At 71.0% G+C, this 17,704-nt stretch carries 13 protein-coding genes; 4 read left to right on the forward strand and 9 right to left on the reverse strand.

Annotated features, from left to right (window positions below):
* Positions 1–37: 37 nt before the first annotated feature.
* Positions 38–1,780, forward strand: a complete 1,743-nt coding sequence (sdhA, locus tag OG294_RS16680; protein ID WP_327067294.1) for a succinate dehydrogenase flavoprotein subunit — start codon at positions 38–40, stop codon at positions 1,778–1,780.
* Positions 1,780–2,574: a succinate dehydrogenase iron-sulfur subunit gene (locus tag OG294_RS16685; protein WP_327067295.1), complete on the forward strand. Its 795-nt coding sequence runs from the start codon at positions 1,780–1,782 to the stop codon at positions 2,572–2,574. Before sdhA ends, OG294_RS16685 begins: the two co-directional genes overlap by 1 nt.
* Positions 2,575–2,646: 72 nt before the next feature.
* On the opposite strand, the gene OG294_RS16690 is transcribed toward OG294_RS16685, so the two are convergent.
* Both OG294_RS16690 and OG294_RS16695 read right to left on the reverse strand, forming a co-directional pair.
* On the reverse strand, positions 2,647–4,293 hold the full coding sequence (locus OG294_RS16690; protein WP_327067296.1) for a hypothetical protein: 1,647 nt from the start codon (positions 4,291–4,293) through the stop codon (positions 2,647–2,649).
* A gap of 77 nt (positions 4,294–4,370) precedes the next feature.
* Entirely contained in the window at positions 4,371–4,634 is a 264-nt protein-coding gene (locus tag OG294_RS16695) for an SCO4848 family membrane protein (RefSeq protein ID WP_327067297.1), read from the reverse strand.
* Positions 4,635–4,800: 166 nt separating this feature from the next.
* Here OG294_RS16695 and OG294_RS16700 point away from each other — a divergent pair, with 166 nt between their 5' ends.
* Positions 4,801–6,135 (forward strand): D-alanyl-D-alanine carboxypeptidase family protein, encoded by a 1,335-nt coding sequence (locus tag OG294_RS16700; protein ID WP_327067298.1) that lies wholly within the window; start codon positions 4,801–4,803, stop codon positions 6,133–6,135.
* Here the strand turns inward: OG294_RS16700 and OG294_RS16705 are convergent.
* Positions 6,132–7,079, reverse strand: a complete 948-nt coding sequence (locus OG294_RS16705; protein ID WP_327067299.1) for a YihY/virulence factor BrkB family protein — start codon at positions 7,077–7,079, stop codon at positions 6,132–6,134. The genes OG294_RS16700 and OG294_RS16705 overlap by 4 nt on opposite strands.
* A gap of 204 nt (positions 7,080–7,283) precedes the next feature.
* Here OG294_RS16705 and OG294_RS16710 point away from each other — a divergent pair, with 204 nt between their 5' ends.
* A complete protein-coding gene (locus OG294_RS16710) occupies positions 7,284–10,847 on the forward strand; it encodes a bifunctional glycosyltransferase/CDP-glycerol:glycerophosphate glycerophosphotransferase (protein WP_327067300.1) in 3,564 nt (1,187 codons plus the stop codon).
* Positions 10,848–10,957: 110 nt separating this feature from the next.
* On the opposite strand, the gene OG294_RS16715 is transcribed toward OG294_RS16710, so the two are convergent.
* The 6 genes from OG294_RS16715 to OG294_RS16740 form a co-directional block, all read right to left on the reverse strand.
* Complete coding sequence (locus OG294_RS16715) at positions 10,958–12,802, reverse strand: stealth family protein (RefSeq protein ID WP_327067301.1); 1,845 nt, start codon at positions 12,800–12,802, stop codon at positions 10,958–10,960.
* Between the two features lie 186 nt (positions 12,803–12,988).
* Complete coding sequence (locus OG294_RS16720) at positions 12,989–13,564, reverse strand: 2'-5' RNA ligase family protein (RefSeq protein ID WP_327067302.1); 576 nt, start codon at positions 13,562–13,564, stop codon at positions 12,989–12,991.
* Positions 13,564–14,604, reverse strand: coding sequence for a tryptophan--tRNA ligase (trpS, locus tag OG294_RS16725; protein ID WP_327067303.1), 1,041 nt, complete (start codon positions 14,602–14,604; stop codon positions 13,564–13,566). The genes OG294_RS16720 and trpS overlap by 1 nt, the downstream gene beginning before the upstream one ends.
* 29 nt (positions 14,605–14,633) lie before the next feature.
* On the reverse strand, positions 14,634–15,983 hold the full coding sequence (locus tag OG294_RS16730; RefSeq protein ID WP_327067304.1) for a hemolysin family protein: 1,350 nt from the start codon (positions 15,981–15,983) through the stop codon (positions 14,634–14,636).
* Between the two features lie 76 nt (positions 15,984–16,059).
* Positions 16,060–17,052: a malate dehydrogenase gene (locus tag OG294_RS16735; RefSeq protein WP_327067305.1), complete on the reverse strand. Its 993-nt coding sequence runs from the start codon at positions 17,050–17,052 to the stop codon at positions 16,060–16,062.
* 227 nt (positions 17,053–17,279) lie between these two features.
* Positions 17,280–17,693 carry a DUF3017 domain-containing protein gene (locus OG294_RS16740; protein WP_327067306.1) on the reverse strand — a complete coding sequence of 138 codons (414 nt, stop codon included), beginning with the start codon at positions 17,691–17,693 and terminating at the stop codon, positions 17,280–17,282.
* Positions 17,694–17,704 lie beyond the last annotated feature (11 nt).

Raw genomic sequence — 17,704 nt, forward strand, 5'->3', positions numbered from 1 at the left:
TCGCAGAGCCAGCAGAGCCAGAGGCGAGCTAACCCCCATGCAGATTCACCAGTACGACACCGTCATCGTCGGCGCCGGTGGCGCCGGCATGCGCGCGGCCATCGAGTCGACCCAGCGCAGCCGCACCGCGGTGCTGACCAAGCTCTACCCGACCCGGTCCCACACCGGCGCGGCCCAGGGCGGCATGTGCGCCGCCCTCGCCAACGTCGAGGAGGACAACTGGGAGTGGCACACCTTCGACACGGTCAAGGGTGGTGACTACCTGGTCGACCAGGACGCCGCCGAGATCATGTGCAAGGAGGCCATCGACGCCGTCCTCGACCTGGAGAAGATGGGTCTGCCCTTCTCCCGCACCGAGGCCGGCCGGATCGACCAGCGCCGCTTCGGCGGTCACACCCGCAACCACGGCGAGGCGGCCGTGCGCCGCTCCTGCTACGCGGCCGACCGCACCGGTCACATGATCCTCCAGACGCTGTTCCAGAACTGCGTCAAGCACGGCGTCGAGTTCTTCAACGAGTTCTACGTCCTCGACCTGCTGATCAACGAGGGCAAGACCTCCGGCGTCGTCGCCTACGAGCTGGCCACCGGCGAGATCCACGTCTTCCAGGCCAAGTCGGTGGTCTTCGCCTCCGGCGGCACCGGCAAGTTCTTCAAGGTGACCTCCAACGCCCACACCCTCACCGGTGACGGCCAGGCGCTGGTCTACCGCCGCGGCCTGCCGCTGGAGGACATGGAGTTCTTCCAGTTCCACCCCACGGGCATCTGGCGGATGGGCATCCTGCTCACCGAGGGCGCCCGCGGCGAGGGCGGCATCCTGCGCAACAAGGACGGCGAGCGCTTCATGGAGCGCTACGCCCCGGTCATGAAGGACCTCGCGTCCCGTGACGTCTGCTCGCGCGCGATCTACACCGAGATCCGCGAGGGCCGCGGCTGCGGTCCCGAGGGCGACCACGTCTACCTGGACCTGACGCACCTTCCGCCGGAGCAGCTGGACGCCAAGCTCCCGGACATCACCGAGTTCGCCCGCACCTACCTCGGCATCGAGCCCTACACGGACCCGATCCCGATCCAGCCCACCGCGCACTACGCCATGGGCGGCATCCCGACCAACGTCGAGGGTGAGGTGCTGCGCAACAACACCGACATCGTCCCGGGCCTGTACGCGGCCGGCGAGGTCGCCTGCGTGTCGGTGCACGGCGCCAACCGCCTGGGCACCAACTCGCTGCTGGACATCAACGTGTTCGGCAAGCGGGCCGGTGTCGCGGCCGCCGACTACGCGAGCAAGCACGACTTCGTCGAGCTGCCCGAGAACCCGGCCGAGAAGGTGCAGGCGCTGGTCGACGGCCTGCGCGAGTCGACCGGCACCGAGTCGGTGGCGCAGATCCGCAAGGAGCTGCAGGAGACCATGGACGTCAACGCCATGGTCTACCGCACCGGCGCCACCCTGAAGCAGGCCCGCGAGGACATCGCGGCGCTGCGCGAGCGCTACAAGCACGTGGCGATCCAGGACAAGGGCTACCGCTACAACACGGACCTGCTGGAGGCCGTCGAGCTGGGCAACCTGCTCGACCTGGCCGAGGTCCTGGTCGTCTCCGCGCTCGCTCGCGAGGAGTCGCGCGGCGGCCACTTCCGCGAGGACTTCCCGACCCGTGACGACGTGAAGTTCATGCAGCACACCATGGCGTACCAGGAGGTGGCCGAGGACGGCACCACCTCGATCCGCCTTGACTACAAGCCGGTTGTCACGACCCGCTACCAGCCGATGGAGCGTAAGTACTGATGAGCGCCCCCACGATCGACGCACCGCACTCGGCGGCGCTGGACGCGGCCGAGGCCGGCGGCGTGCAGATGATCACCTTCACCCTGCGGATCCGCCGGTTCAACCCGGAGGAGCACCCGGACCCGGTGTGGGTGGACTACCAGCTCACCATGGACCCGAAGGAGCGCGTCCTGGACGCCCTCAACAAGGTCAAGTGGGAGCAGGACGGCACCCTCACCTACCGCCGCTCCTGCGCGCACGGCATCTGCGGCTCGGACGCCATGCGGATCAACGGCCGCAACCGGCTGGCCTGCAAGACCCTGCTGAAGGACGTCACCGAGCCGGACGGCAAGGGCGGCATGAAGCCGATCACCATCGAGGCCATCAAGGGCCTCGCGGTCCTCAAGGACCTGGTGGTCGACATGGACCCGTTCTTCCAGGCGTACAAGGACGTCATGCCGTTCCTGATCACCAACGGGAACGACCCGACCCGCGAGCGCCTGCAGTCCGCCGAGGACCGCGAGCGCTTCGACGACACCACCAAGTGCATCCTGTGCGCCGCGTGCACGTCGTCCTGCCCGGTCTTCTGGAACGACGGCCAGTACTTCGGCCCGGCCGCCATCGTCAACGCGCACCGCTTCATCTTCGACTCGCGCGACGAGGGTGCCGAGCAGCGCCTGGAGATCCTCAACGACCGTGAGGGCGTGTGGCGCTGCCGCACCACCTTCAACTGCTCGGAGGCCTGCCCGCGTGGCATCGAGGTCACCAAGGCGATCCAGGAAGTCAAGCGCGCCCTGGTGACGCGCCGCTTCTGATCCACCCCCGCGCCTGCACGCCGAGGGCCCGTCCGGATTTCTCCGGACGGGCCCTCGGCGTTCCCGGTTCGGCTACTGCAGCGCGCCGAGGTCCTTCGGGTTGCTCCAGCCGCTGAACGTCACCAGGTGCCGGTCCGCGGTGACCCCGTACAGGTCCGGGGTGCCGTCGCCGTTCAGGTCACCCGAGCTGCCCAGGGTGGGGTACGCAGCAGTGGTGAAGCCGCTCGCCACCACGTGCGCGGTCGGGTCGGCGAGCGCGGAGAAGTCGATCGTCCCGTCCGCCTTCTTGGGCAGCGGGTACGCGTGCAGCTCCCCGGTCGCCCGGTCCCGGGCCCACAGCGCGAGGTTGCCCTGCGCGTCCGGGCCGGGGGCGATCAGGTCGTAGCCGGCCCAGTTGGCCGCGGTGGTGAGCTTGGTGGCGTTCTCCTCGCCCCAGAGGAGGTCCCCGTGGGCGAAGAGCCAGAGGTCACCGTGCTCGACGGCGAGCAGCGAGGGCGCGGTCGGCGCCTGCGGGTCCACCGGGCCCAGGGCGACCATCTGGTCGGCGCCCGACCAGGCCACGTCGGCCGGGCAGGTGATCGTCGCACCGGTGAGGTCCTGGCAGCTGCTCGGCTTGCCCGCCGATGTCGCCTGCCGCCCGGACTCGATCCCGGGCGTGCCCTGGTTCCGGTACACGTACACGCCGCCACGGGTGGCGACAGAGGCGAGGTTGCGGGCGAACACGGTGTCGGCCGGCGCGGTGTTGGACCAACCACGGTGGCTGAGCTCGATGTTGGTCCAGCCCGCCCCGCCGGGGGCATTGCCCGCCGGGATGACCGTGGTCGGCGTGGTGGTGCCCGAGCCACCGCTGATCACCTGGAGGTTGCCGGCCGCGTCGGGCAGCAGGATGTCCGGAACACCGTCGTTGTCGATGTCGCCCAAGGCCTGCGGCGGGTGCGGATTCGACGGCGCGTAGAACGAGTACTGGTACCGCGTCGCATTGCCCGCGACGTCGTCCGCCTCGACCTGGAGGATGTTGCTCCCCCAGTCCGTCGGCTTCAGCTGGATCGTCGCGCTCCCGTCGGGTCCCGGCTTCACGGCGTTCGGCCCGGAGCACCCTCCGCCGAAGCCCGGCGTGGCCTGCAGGCTGACGTAGTAGCACGCGATCCCCGAAGCCGCGTCGCTGCCGTTGATGACGAACGTCCCCGTCTGGCCCGCGTACTTCGTCGGGGTCAGCCCCGAGCCCGAGGCCGGAAAGTCGGTGGAGCTGACGCTGACCGTCGGCAGCGTGGTGTCCACCCGGAAGTGGCACTTCGCCGAGGCCGAGGGCATCCCGCCGGTCACCGACCAGGCGCGCCAGGAGTACGAGTGACCGTCCTTCAGGTTCGGCACCTGGACACTCGCGATGCCGTTGACCACGGGCGCGGCGGCCTGGAACGCGCTGGTGAACGGCGCGGTGGTCTCGTCGGTCACCGAGATGGTCGGCACGGTGGTGACGCCGGCCGGGACGTTGACGTTCACGCTGAGCGTCGGGGTCTCGCCGGTGTTCCTGATCCACTGCGGCGTGGTGGTGCTGTCACAGGCGTCGGTCTGGACGCCGAGGTAGTTCGACGGCGTCGGCGTCGCCCGCGGGTTGCTGTACGTCAGGCCGGTGGCCGCCGAGGCGCTCGGGGCGGTGGCCAGGCCGACGGCCAGGGTGAGCACACCGCCGGCGGCCAGGAGTCGGGTCGTGGACAGCACGAAAAGAAGTCCCCCTCGAATATTCGTTCGCACGGCGTGCGAAGCAGGGAGACTCTGGCAGCCGCCGCCCCGTCAGGTCAACGGCTTTCGGCAGGGCTCGCCGTGGCCGGGCTGCGCAGCCCCCTGATCCCCACCAGACCCACCAGGACCCCCAGCACGAAGGACGTGATGGCCAGCGTCAGGTGGATCCAGAAGAAGGCCGTGGGGTGGCTGTGGTCTCCGTTGGTGAAGGCCTGGTGGGCGGAGTCCGCCCAGAGGTTCTTCACGAAGGTGGTCCAGATGATCACGGACCAGACCCCGAAGGCGGCAAGGAACCAGGAGGTGCGGCGGCTGAGCTTCATGGCGGGCGGTCCTTCGCGGTGCGGGTGGAGCTGGCGTTTCCCCAGTATGGGCAGGCGGCCGATCGGCTCAGGCGGCGGTCCCCCTTCCAGGGGACGTGGGCGACCGCCCGGGCGCGGCGGACGTTGGACTGGGTACGGACACCGAGTGCAATTGGATGCTTACCTGATGTGTCGTACCAGTCTGCGCAGCCGCTCCCGCCGGTGGCCGGGGCGCCGGGCCGCCGCCCGGACGGCCGCGCTGGCCGCCGCGCTGGTCCTGGCCGCCGCGCCCGGCGCCGGTGCCCTGGCCGTCGCGGAACCACCGCCGCCCTCGGCGGTCGGCGGCGAACGGCTCGCCCAGTCGGGGGTCCAGGTCTCGCTGCGGACCGGGGCCCCGAAGTTGCCGTCGGGGCTGACCGGGATGTCCTGGCTGGTGGCCGACGCCGACACGGGTGACGTGCTGGCCGCCTACAACCCGCACCTGCGGCTGCCGCCCGCCAGCACGCTGAAGATGCTCTTCGCCGACACCGTGCTGCCCAAGTTCGACCGGCGGGTCGTGCACACCGTCACTCCGGACGAGCTGCTGGGTCTGGGCACCGGCAGCAGCCTGGTCGGCATCAAGGAGGACCTCGACTACCGGGTCGAGGACCTGTGGCGCGGGGTCTTCCTCAGCTCGGGCAACGACGCGGTGCACGTGCTGGCCCACATGAACGGCGGGGTCGAGGAAACGGTCCGCCAGATGCAGCAGCGGGCCGTCGAGCTGGGCGCCGCCGACACCCACGTGGTCTCCCCGGACGGCTACGACGAGGACGGGCAGCTCACCTCGGCCTACGACCTGACGCTCTTCGCCCGCGAGGGGCTGCGCAACCCGGACTTCCGCGCCTACTGCGCCACCAAGGACGCCCAGTTCCCCGGGGCGGTGGACAGCCGCACCGGGCAGCGCAACACCTTCGGCATCCAGAACACCGACCGGCTGCTCGGCAAGTACCCGGGGCTGATCGGCGTCAAGAACGGCTACACCACCAACGCGGGCAGCACCTTCGTCGGCGCGGCCGAGCACGGCGGGCGCACGCTGCTGGTGGCGGTCATGCACCCCGACACCTACATGAAGGTGTACGACGAGACCGCCGCCCTGCTGGACTGGGGCTTCGAGGCGGCCGACCACGTGACGCCGGTCGGCAAGCTGGTCACCCCCAAGCCGCCCGCCGATGCGAGCCCCGCCCAGGGCCCGGCGGCACGGAGCCCGCTCGCCGCCGCCCCGGCGGGCCCGGCCCGGGCCGGCGTCGCGGGCGGCGGCGGGCCTGGCACACCGGCCGCGCTGCGGGGGCGCCACTCGGGCCTGTTCGGCCCGGAGACCTGGACGGTGACCGGCGCCCTCAGCCTCTGTGCGGCGGCGGCCCTGTGGCTGCTGCGCGGGCGCCGGCGCGCGCTGCGCGCCACGGCCTCCCGGACGACGCCCTCCGGCAGAACGCCTGCGGCGCCCGAGGAGAGCGGCGGCGCCACCGCCGTGCGCCACCGCTAACGTTCGCTCCCCCGGGCGGGCGCGCCGCCGCCCAGCTCACCGGCCGCGCGGTAGGCGGCGTCCGCGCTGGCGCGGGCCCGGGCCCGCGCGCCCTCCGGATCGGCCAGCGCGGTCCAGGAGACGCAGTACATCAGCAGTCGGCAGACGAAGTTGATCCAGAGCAGCAGCGCGACCGGGACGCCGAAGGCGCCGTACAGGCTCTTGCCCGCCACCGACCCCAGGTAGGACGAGAGCAGCAGCTTGAGCAGCTCGAAGCCGACCGCCGCGATCAGCGCGGCGGTCAGCAGGTCGCGGCGGTGCTGGCCGCCGATCCGCGGGAAGGGGGCCAGCAGGTACAGGAAGAGCAGCAGGTCGGCGCCGACCGCGATGACGAACCCGGCCAGCGCCAGCAGGTAGTGCGCCGGGCCCTTGTCGGACAGTCCGAGCCCGGAGGCCAGCCGCCCGGCCAGCTGGGTGGTCACCGCGGAGGCGCCGAGCGAGGCCAGCGACACCACGCCGAGGCCGGCCAGCACCACGCAGTCCCAGGCCTTGCGCTGGAAGACGTTCCCGTCCTCCTCCGGCAGCTGCCAGATGTCCCGGATCGAGCCGCGCATGGTCTCCACCCAGCCGAGCCCGGAGATCAGCAGCAGCACCCCGCTGAGCACCCCGACCGTGGCGGCGTTGGCGACCAGCGAGTCCAGCCCGAGCGAGTTCGCCAGGCCCGGGACCTGGTCGGCGATCTTGTTCTTGAGGGTGTCCACCCGGGTCGGGGTCAGGAAGGAGACCGCGATCGCCAGCGCTACGGTGAGTAGCGGGAAGAGCGCCAGGAAGCCGAAGAAGGTGACGGCACCGGCCAGCCGGTTGCCCTTGGCCGCGGTGAAGTGCTCGTAGACGCGGTACGGGCGGCTGCGCAGCACGGCGGCGGCGAGCGGGCCGATGACCGGCAGCCTGGTGAGGAATCCCATGGGCCACGCCTACCCGATCACCGAGGGTAAAAGTCCTGCATGGTCCGACTTGCCCTGGAAGGCGCAGCTCCGCCACCTGCCATGCCCCGGGTCCGGGTGGGGGCGGACGGTAGGATCGCGGCGTACCGCCTGTCCTGTGCCCCCTGAAACGCGGGGCCCGCCCCAGGCCGTCGTTCCGCCCCTGATGAAAGGCCCGCCCAGCTGATGGCCCCCCGTCTCTCCGTCGTTGTTCCGATCTACAACGTCGAGCGGTACCTGGAGGAGTGCCTGGAATCCATCGCCGCCCAGACCATGAGCGACCTTGAGTGCATCATGGTGGACGACGGCTCGAAGGACGCAAGCGCGGCGATCGCCGAGGCTTTCGCCGCCAAGGACTCCAGGTTCCGCCTCGTCCGCAAGAAGAACGCCGGTCTCGGCGCCGCCCGCAACACCGGGCTGCTGCACCTGACCGAGGGCACCGAGTTCTTGGCGTTCGTGGACAGCGACGACACGCTGCCGCCGAGTGCGTACCAGCTGATGATCTCCACGCTGGACGAGACCGGCTCCGACTTCGCCACGGGCAACGTGCTGCGCTTCCGCGCGGTGGGCCACTACCCGTCGGGCGGGCACAGCAAGCCGTTCCGGCAGACCCGGCTGAAGACCCACATCACCGAGATCCCCGCGCTGGTCACCGACCGCACCGCGTGGAACAAGGTGTACCGGCGCTCGTTCTGGGACGCGGCCGGGCTGCTCTACCCCGAGGGCATCCTGTACGAGGACGCCCCGGTCAGCGTGCCGCACCACTACCTGGCCAAGAGCGTCGACGTGCTCTCCGAGCCGATCTACCACTGGCGCGAGCGCGAGCTCGGCGAGATGTCGATCACCCAGATGCGGACCAACCCCAAGGGCCTGGTCGACCGCGTCACCTCGATGGAGCTGGTGCGCTCCTGGCTGCTCAAGCAGACCGCGCCGAAGTACAAGGAGTACCTGCGCTCCTACGACGAGAACAACCTCGTCGAGGAGATCCCGATGTTCTTCTGGTCGGTGGTCGACGGCGAGCAGGACTACCGGGACGCCTACCAGGAGTGCGTGGGCCGGCTGCTGCGCGCGATCGGGCCCGAGCAGGTCCGCAAGCTGCGCGCGCCGCTGCGGCTGAAGTACCACCTGACCCTGCAGGGCCGGATCGACGAGTTCGTCGAGCAGATGCGCTTCGAGGCCGAGAGCAACGGCGCCGCCCCGGCGCGCGGTGTGCTCCGCCCGTACGCCGACTACCCGTTCCTGCGCGGCGGGCGCAAGAGCGTGCCCGCCGACGTGCTGCGGCTGGACAACGCGCTGGTGATGCGCAGCCGCGTCTACGAGTCGGCCTGGGAGGACGGCAAGCTGCGGCTGACCGGCCACGCGTTCCCCGAGCACCTGGGCGTGGAGAACAAGCACGACCTGGTCCGGATGCTGGTGCTGCGCGAGGCCAAGGGCAAGCGGATCGTCACGTTCAAGACCCGGACGCAGTACGCGCCGGAGGCCACCGCGAGTTCGCCGCACGACATCTACAGCTGCGACTGGGCGGGCTTCACCAGCTTCATCGACCCGGAGAAGCTGAAGAAGCGCGGCCAGTGGCAGGACGGCAGCTGGCGAGTGCTGATCGGCGGCGTCGGCAAGTCCGGCGTCTACAAGGGCCGGATCACCGGTGGCTGGGCCGACACCGCGCAGAGCTACCCGATCCACTGGGTCGACGCCAACACCCGCATCGTGCCGATACTGCGCGACAGCTTCCTGCACCTGACGGTGGAGACGCTGCGTGCCGCGCTCACCGGGCTGCAGGCCGTCGACGGCGTGATCGAGCTGCGCGGCACGGTGCGCAGCACCGCCAACCTGTCCGGGGTGCGGCTGCAGATGCACCACTCCGAGTCCGGCAACAAGATCGACTTCCCGATCGAGTTCGGCTCGCCCACCGGCCGCCCGGTGCCGTTCACCGCGCGGATCCCGGTCGAGGCGCTGACCGAGGTCCGGGACGCCTGGGCGGCGCTCGACCCGACCGCCGACACCCGCACCTCGGACCACTGGTACGCCAAGCTGCTGCTGGCCGACAAGACCGTGCTGCAGATAATCGTCGACGACCGGGTCGCGGTGCAGCACCTGGACCTGCCGCTGAACCCCGAGGCCCCGCTGGGCAGCGCGCGGGTGCTGGTCTCCAAGCCGACCGACACCGGCCACCTGCAGTTCTCCGACCAGCTGGTGCAGCCCGTGGTGGACAGCATCACCGCGGTGGACGAGGGCGGCTTCACCCTCGCCGGCCGCTTCCCGCTGCCCGGCGAGCACCGCTACGACCTGGTGCTCCAGCACACCTGGCGCGAGGAGGACTACCAGCACCCGCTGGTGGTCCGGGACGGCCGGTTCGAGGTCAAGCTGCCGGCCGTGCCGATCGACTCCTTCGCCGGCCACGTGCCGCTGCACAAGGGCACCTGGGAGCTGCTGTTCCGCCCGCAGGGCGGCGACCCCGAGCTGGCCTGGCCCAAGGTCCAGGTCGCCCTGGAGGCGCACGCCTCGCTGCCCGCCGAGATCCGCGCGCGCGGCAAGCAGGTGGTGCTGGAGCGCCGCTACTACGACACGCTCTCGTTGGAGGCACACTCCGACCTCGGCCCGCACGAGCGCAGCGGCTACCGCCAGCGCCAGCTGCGCAAGGAGATCTACCCGGCCGCCAAGAGCAAGCCGCTGCGCGACGCGGTGGTCTACAACGTGGCCAACGGCGGCCAGTACGCCGGCTCGCCGCGCGCCATCCACGAGGAGCTGGTCCGCCGCGGCCTGCCGCTGGAGCACCTGTGGACGGTGGACGACCAGCAGGCCGAGCTGCCCGAGAGCACCCGCGGGCTGCGCCAGTGGAGCCCGGAGTGGTTCGACGCGCTGGCCACCGCGAAGTACATCGTGACCAGTGCCCACCTGCCCGACTTCGTGACCCCCCGCCCGGGCCAGGTCATCCTGCAGACCTGGGTCGGCACTCCGCTCAAGCGGATCGGCCACGACTTCGAGAAGATCTGGTTCATCGACAGCAACTACCTCAAGCACCTGGACCGCGAGGTGCCCACCTGGGGCAAGCTGATCTCCGGCAGCTCCTTCGCCACCACGGTGCTGCGCCGGGCGTTCAAGTTCCAGGGCGAGATGCTGGAGACCGGCTACCCGCACAACGACATCCTGTTCGCCCCCGAGCGGGAGAAGCGGGCCGCCGAGGTGCGCCGCAAGCTGGGCCTGCCGGAGGACAAGAAGGTGGTGCTGTACGCGCCGACCTTCCGCGAGGACCGCAAGCGCCCGCACGGCGGCTACCAGATCGACCTGCGGATCGACCTGGAGGCGGCCCGCGCCGCGCTGGGCGAGGACCAGGTCCTGCTGGTCCGCCCGCACTCGAACTGCCACGGCACGATCCCGGGCAACGGCAACGGCTACGTCTACGACGTCTCGCGCTACCCGGACATGACCGACCTGCTGCTGGTCGCGGACGCGCTGGTCACCGACTACTCGGCGTCGGTCTTCGACTTCGTCAACACCGGTCGCCCGGTGCTCTTCTTCACCTACGACCTGGACCACTACCGCGACAACCTGTGCGGGTTCACCTTCGACTTCGAGAAGGAGGCTCCCGGTCCGCTGCTGGCGACCTCCGAGGAGCTGGTCACGGCGCTCGGCGACCTGGCCACGGTGACGGCCGACCACCGCGAGGCCTACGCCACGTTCCGCGCGAACTACTGCGACCTGGACGACGGCCACGCCGCCGCCCGGGTGGTCGACGGCATGCTGGGCTGACACCGCGCCGGGACCGCGCCGGGACCTCCCGGTGCGGCCCCGGCCATGAAGCCCGAAGGGGCCCTCGCACTCGTGCGAGGGCCCCTTCGGGCTTCATGGCCGATACGGCCTCAGTGGGACGCCTGCACCGGGACGGCCCCGGCCGGATCGGCCTGCGCCACGTCCTCCTCGGCCGGCTGCGGCTCGCCGGCGGCCGGCTCCGGCGGCTTGCTCTCGAACGGTCCGGCCACCGGGAAGTAGGCCTGCAGGAACGCCGTGACGATCCGGTCCTGCTCCGCCCGCGGCACCTGGTCCAGGGCGCCGTCGTTGAGGCAGAAGGTGTCGATCTCGCGGGCCCGCAGCAGGCCCGGCAGCTGCTCCAGCGCCGCCCGCCGGTCGACGTCGACGTAGCGGTGGCCGATCCGACCCCAGGCGACCTTGCTGCTCAGGTAGCCGTGGCTGACCGCGAGCGTGACCGGTGCGACGTCGGTGGCCGAGCGGAAGGTCGAGCGGGCGGTGGCGGACAGCTCCGCGGCGAAGAGTTCGGCGCTCTCGGCGAGCAGCGTGCGGGTCAGCGGATAGGGCGCGTGGCTCAGGGTGTTGGTGGTGTCCCGGTCGTAGGCGCGCCGGACCAGTTCGCGGGTGTTCTTCTGTGCCGAGACGTACTCGTCGTCGTCTCCCGTCACCCGGCCCGGCGGGATGACCCGGGAATCCAGGTTGACCAACGGCAGGCCGTTCCCCTGGAAGAACTGTTCGGGCCGGACCGGACGGCCGAGAAACATGTCGTCATTGAAATAGAGGAAATGTTCGGCAAGATCCGGAATTCGGTGCAGCTGCGTTTCGATCGAATGCGAGTTGAACACCGGGAGCACCGAGGGGTCGGCGTACAGCTCGCGGTGCGAGACCACGGTGATCCCCGGGTGCGCGGTCTCCAGCCAGTCGGGCTGCTGACCGTCGGTGACCAGGAAGACGTGCCGGATCCAGGGGGCGTACATCGCGATCGAGCGCAGGCAGTAGCGCAGTTCGTCCCGGTTGTGAAAGCGCTCGGCACCGCTCCCGGTGGCCGGCGGCTCGCCCATCCGGGCCAGCGTCGCCTCGCGCCGGCCGCGCCAGACCGGGTCGCTGTCGTCCACCCAGGTCACCACCGCGTCCACCGGAAAGGTGACGTCGTCCATCAGCGGGCGGGCGAAGGCCTTCGGCGCGGGGTAGTCCCGGCCGCCGATCCGCACCGTCGCGTCCGCCTCCAGGGAGGGCACCCACCAGCCGAACGGGGGTTCGTGGATGGCCGCGATGGCACCGCTGGAGGGCGCGGCCGAGTCCCAGAAGTCCAGGTCGCACCCGTGCTCGGGGCCGTAGACCAGGCTCCGGCCGCTGGTGACCACGGGCCGGTAGATCCGCACACCCTTGACCCTGACCTGCTCGGCCCCCTCCGGCTCGTCATCGGCGGGGTTCTCGTCGGCGGGGTTCTCGTCGGCGGCCGGCTCCGGATGGCCCTCCAGGGCTGCCACGGCCGCCGGCAGGTTCTCCGCCAGCACCGTCGCGAGCGTGACGTCGTGGCCCAGCAGATCCGCGTAGACGGGCTGCCCGGCGAAGGCGGTGGCCAGGGTGGCGAGGACCTCGGCGCGCTGTCCCGGCGCGATCACCACCCAGTGGCGGGCCTCGTGGCCGCGCATCGGGGCGAACGTCAGGTCGGCGCCGACCAGCAGGTCGGTCACCTCGGTGAAGCTGCGCAGGAAGGCGTCCCCGGAGAGCAGGTCGTCACGGACCTCGGTCACCAGGCCCTCGTGCCGCACCAGCGCCGGCTGCTGCTCCAGCAGCCACTCCTCGCGCTGCCACCGCAGCTCCTCGGCGGTCGGCGGGGCGGGCTCCGGCTCGGGTTCGGGCTCCGGGGCGGGCGGCGTCGGCAACTGGTCGGTCACGCGCTGTCCGGGCAGCAGCCCGGACCGTACGCCGACCCGGCGGGCCCTGCGGGTCACGGCGCGCACCACTCGCCGAACCGTGCGGGGACAGCGCATCATCTCTCCAGACGCTGAGCCTTCTGACCGTTCCAGGCCCCCCGAGGCCATTACCGGGCGAGTATAGCGCTCAGCAGATGGTGAGGTGAATGAGAAAGTAATAAGAACCTATAGTTTTGGTTTTCTGAGAGATTCCTGAGAATCGAATTAACCGGCGCCGAGGCGGTACCCGCACCACGGACGCCAGACCGCGTCCGCCCCGCACCAGGACAGCGTGAACGAGGGCACCGCGAAGACCGCGTGGAACTCCCGCGCCTCGGCGAGGGCCGCGTCCAGCGCCTCCTCGGCCAGCCCGTGCGCCACCGTCACATGCGGATGGTAGGGGAAGGCCAGCTCCCGGGCGAGTGGTCCGGAGCGGATCGCGGCCTCCAGCTCGCGGCACTCCTGGGCGCCTTCCTCGACCCGGACGTAGACCACCGGGGAGACGGGGCGGAAGGTGCCGCTGCCGTGCAGCAGCATCCGGAACGGGCGGTGCGCGGCGGCCACCGCCGCCAGGTGGGCCCGCACCCCGGGCAGCCGCTCGGCCCGGATCTCGGTCGGCGGCAGCAGCGTGACGTGCGTGGGTATCGCGCGGGCCAGCGGATCGCCCAGCGCGGCCCGGGCGTCCTGGATCGCCGAGCCGAACGGCTCCGGCACCGTGACGGCCACGCCGATGGTCAGCGACGCGCCGGTGGTGGCGGCCCCGGGGAGGGCGCCGCCACCGGCGGGCACGGAGTCGGGCATCAGCGCTTGACGGCCGGCACGAAGCCCATGCGGTCGTAGACCGTCTCCAGCGTGACGGAGGCGACCTCGCGGGCCTTCTCGGCGCCGCGGGCCAGCACCCGGTCCAGCTCGGCCGGGTCGTCCAGGAAGAGCTGGGTGCGCTGCTGGAACGGGGCCACCCACTCGGTGAACAGCTCGGCCAGCTCGGTCTTCAGCGCGCCGTACATCTTGCCCTCGAAGTGGGCGACCAGCTGCTCGATGCTCTGCCCGCTCAGCGCGGAGTGGATCCGCAGCAGGTTGGAGACGCCGGCCTTGGTGTCCTCGTCGTAGGAGACCACCGTGTCGGTGTCGGTCACCGCGCTCTTGAACTTCTTGGCGCTCAGCTTCGGGTCGTCCAGCAGGCTGATCAGGCCCTTGGGCGAGGCGGCCGACTTGCTCATCTTGGCGGTCGGGTCCTGCAGGTCCATGATCTTCGCCGTCGCCTTGGGGATGTACGGCTTGGGGATCGTGAACGTGGGCCGGTAGCGCGTGTTGAAGCGCTCGGCGAGGTCCCGGGTCAGCTCCAGGTGCTGGCGCTGGTCCTCACCGACCGGCACCGCGTCGGCCTGGTAGAGCAGGACGTCGGCGACCATCAGCACCGGGTAGGTGAACAGGCCCACCGTCGTGCTGTCGGTGCCCTGCTTGGCGGACTTGTCCTTGAACTGGGTCATCCGGGCGGCCTCGCCGAAGCCGGTCAGGCAGTTCATCACCCAGGCGAGCTGCGCGTGCTCGGGCACGTGGGACTGGACGAAGAGCGTGCAGCGCTCCGGGTCCAGGCCGGCGCCCAGCAGCTGGGCGACCGAGATCCGGGTGTTCTCGCGCAGCGCGGCCGGATCCTGGGGCACCGTGATCGCGTGCAGGTCGACCACCATGTAGAAGGCGTCATTGGCCTCCTGGAGGTCCACCCACTGGCGCACCGCGCCGAGGTAGTTGCCCAGGTGGAAGGAGCCGGAGGTGGGCTGGATGCCGGAGAGCACCCGGGGACGTTCCATCGCCGAATCGTTGACCGCTGCGTTGACCATGCCGCCATTCTTCCAGTTCCGCAAAGCGGTCAGGACCCGGCTTCGCCCGGTGACTCCCCCGGGCGCTCGCCGCCCGGCTGGGCCGCCACGGCGCTGACCCTGATCCGGTCGATCCGCCGGCCGTCCAGCGCCGCCACGGTCAGCCGCACCCCCTGCTCGGTGCCCTCCTTGGCCACCAGCACCTGGTCCCCGACCTCGGGCAGCTCGCCCAGCTCGGCCACCACGTAGCCGGCCACCGTCTCGTAGGGGCCCTCCGGCAGCAGCACGCCGGTCTCCTCGGCGAAGTCCGGCAGGTTGAGCAGGCCGTTGACCTCGACCCCGCCGCCCACCAGCCGGCGGGTCGCGGTGGTCTCCTGGGCGTCGTACTCGTCGCGGATCTCGCCGATCACCTCCTCGACCAGGTCCTCCAGGGTGACGATGCCCGCCGTGCCGCCGTACTCGTCCACCACCATCGCCAGGTGGTGGCCCTCCCGGCGCATCTCGCTCATCGCCTCCAGCACCTTCTTGGTGGCCGGCAGCAGCTTGACCGGACGGGCGATCTCGCGCACCTGCAGCGCCCGCTCGCCGTGCGCGCCGTAGAGGTCGCGCACGTGCACGAAGCCGACCACGGCGTCGTAGGAGCCCTCCACCACCGGGTAGCGCGAGTGCGGCGAGGTGCTGGTCTCCTCCCGCACCTCGACGAGCGGCTGGTCGGCGTCCAGGAAGGTGACCTCGGTGCGCGGCACCATCACCTCGCGCAGCTGGCGCTCCCCGGCCGCGAACACGTCGGCGATCAACGCCCGCTCGTCGCTGCCCAGTTCGGTGTTGGCGGCGACCAGGCCGCGCAGCTCCTCGGAGCTCATGCTGCCGCGCCCGGCCTTCGGGTCGCCGCCCAGCAGGCGCACCATCAGGTTGGTGGACCGGCCCAGCAGCCAGATCACCGGGCGCAGCGCCACCGACATCACGTCGACCACCGGCGCGGCCAGCAGCGCGAGCGACTCGGCCCGCTGCAGCCCGATCCGCTTGGGCGTCAACTCGCCCAGCACCAGCGAGATGTAGGAGATCAGCAGGGTCAGGCCGACCAGCGCCACCGCGTCCGCCACTGCGCTGGACAGGCCCAGGCGCACGAAGACCGGCGAGAGCTTTCCGGCCAGCGTGTCGGCGCCGAAGGCAGCCGACAGGAAGCCCATGCAGGTCACCCCGACCTGCACGGCCGCCAGGAACCGGTTGGGGTCGGCGGCCAGGTGCGCGGCCCGGTCGGCCCGCTTGGTGCCGCGCTCGGCCAGCGCCCGGATCTGGCCCTCGCGCAGTGAGATCAGCGAGATCTCGGCGATGTTGAACAGCCCACCGAGGACGATGAAGAGCAGGACGAGTGCGGCGTCCTGGAGGGTTTCGTTCACGGTCGGTCAGTGTAAACGGCCCGGGCCGACCGCTTCTGAACGAAGCGGTCGGCCCGGGCGATGCCTACCGGGTTGCTCAGATCAGGCCGAGCTCGGTGACGGCGTCGCGCTCCTCGGCGAGCTCGTTGACCGAGGCGTCGATCCGGGCGCGGTCGAAGGCGGAGAGCTCCAGGCCCTGGACGATCTCGAACTTGCCGTCCTTGGTGGTGACCGGGAAGGAGGAGATCAGGCCGGCCGGCACGCCGTAGGAGCCGTCCGAGACGATGCCCATCGAGGTCCAGTCGCCCGCCGGGGTGCCGTTGACCCAGGTGTACACGTGGTCGATGGCGGCGTTGGCGGCCGAGGCGGCCGAGGAGGCGCCACGGACCTCGATGATCTCGGCGCCGCGCTTGGCGACCTTCGGGATGAAGAACTCCTCGACCCACTTCTGGTCGCCGCCGACCGCGTCGAAGGCGGCCTTGCCGGAGATCTCGGCGTGGAACAGGTCCGGGTACTGGGTGGCGGAGTGGTTGCCCCAGATGGTGACCTTCTTGACGTCCTCGACCGTCACGCCGGCCTTCTTGGCGAGCTGGGCGGCGGCGCGGTTGTGGTCCAGGCGGGTCATCGCGGTGAACCGCTCGGCCGGCACGTCGGGGGCGTTGCGCTGGGCGATCAGGGCGTTGGTGTTCGCCGGGTTGCCGACCACCAGGACCTTGATGTCGTCCGCGGCGTGGGCGTTGATGGCCTTGCCCTGCGGGCCGAAGATGCCGCCGTTGGCCTGCAGCAGGTCGCCGCGCTCCATGCCGGCGGTGCGCGGGCGGGCGCCGACCAGCAGGGCCACGTTGGCACCGTCGAAGGCCACGTCGGCCTGGTCGGTGATGGTGATGTCGCGCAGCAGCGGGAAGGCGCAGTCGTCGAGCTCCATCGCGACGCCCTCGGCGGCCTTGAGGCCCTGCGGGATCTCGAGCAGGCGCAGGTTCACCGGAACGTCGGCGCCGAGCAGGTGGCCCGAGGCGATGCGGAAGAGCAGCGCGTAGCCGATCTGGCCGGCAGCTCCGGTGACGGTGACGTTGACGGGGGTGCGAGTCATGTTTCCTTCTCCAGCGATCGCCAGCATGCCCCAGGCACGTCGGCGCACTGGAGCCGAGGATGTTTTCTCTCGACATCGAGAGAACCGGCGTCAGGTTATCGCAAGGGCGGCCCGGCGGCGTGCGCACGGGCGTGGCTGGTGCGTCACAGGACGGCGGAACCCGCCCCCGCAGGGTGCGGGGGCGGGTTCGGGTACGGCGCGGACCCTCGGTACGGCGCGGGGCCGCCTCAGTGCCGCTGGCCGATGTAGGTGCCGATGTCCTCCACCTGCGGCAGCCGCAGCCACGGATCCGGCTGGGCGACCAGGGCGAGCCCCACGATCACCGCGGCGAAGAAGAGCAGCACCAGCACGTCGGTGAAGCGGCTGCGCACCGCCAGCATGCCGACCTCGGGCAGCAGCAGCCGCAGCAGCGCCCCGAGCAGCATGGCGCCGCCGATGACCAGCAGGCCGTAGCGGAAGTCGGCCCGCCAGGTGATCGCCAGCCCGATCCCGACCACGGACAGCACCAGGACTATCGGCCACTGCCGCACCGGCAGCGAGTGGTCGCGGCCCAGTGCCGCCCCGGAGCCCTCCGGCGGCAGCGTCCCCGTGGTCCTGGCCGGCCGTCGACGCGTGGACCGGCCCGTTCGTAGCGCGCTCATTTCCGGTATCC

This window comes from Kitasatospora sp. NBC_01302 (assembly GCF_035976515.1).
Lineage (GTDB): Bacteria > Actinomycetota > Actinomycetes > Streptomycetales > Streptomycetaceae > Kitasatospora.

Excerpts from the sequence above, each read along its gene's own strand:
- sdhA (WP_327067294.1), top strand. The coding sequence starts at position 38 with ATGCAGATTCACCAGTACGACACCGTCATCGTCGGCGCCGGTGGCGCC.
- OG294_RS16685 (WP_327067295.1), top strand. The coding sequence starts at position 1,780 with ATGAGCGCCCCCACGATCGACGCACCGCACTCGGCGGCGCTGGACGCG.
- OG294_RS16695 (WP_327067297.1), bottom strand. The coding sequence starts at position 4,634 with ATGAAGCTCAGCCGCCGCACCTCCTGGTTCCTTGCCGCCTTCGGGGTC.
- OG294_RS16700 (WP_327067298.1), top strand. The coding sequence starts at position 4,801 with ATGTGTCGTACCAGTCTGCGCAGCCGCTCCCGCCGGTGGCCGGGGCGC.
- OG294_RS16705 (WP_327067299.1), bottom strand. The coding sequence starts at position 7,079 with ATGGGATTCCTCACCAGGCTGCCGGTCATCGGCCCGCTCGCCGCCGCC.
- OG294_RS16710 (WP_327067300.1), top strand. The coding sequence starts at position 7,284 with ATGGCCCCCCGTCTCTCCGTCGTTGTTCCGATCTACAACGTCGAGCGG.
- OG294_RS16720 (WP_327067302.1), bottom strand. The coding sequence starts at position 13,564 with ATGCCCGACTCCGTGCCCGCCGGTGGCGGCGCCCTCCCCGGGGCCGCC.
- trpS (WP_327067303.1), bottom strand. The coding sequence starts at position 14,604 with ATGGTCAACGCAGCGGTCAACGATTCGGCGATGGAACGTCCCCGGGTG.
- OG294_RS16735 (WP_327067305.1), bottom strand. The coding sequence starts at position 17,052 with ATGACTCGCACCCCCGTCAACGTCACCGTCACCGGAGCTGCCGGCCAG.
- OG294_RS16740 (WP_327067306.1), bottom strand. The coding sequence starts at position 17,693 with ATGAGCGCGCTACGAACGGGCCGGTCCACGCGTCGACGGCCGGCCAGG.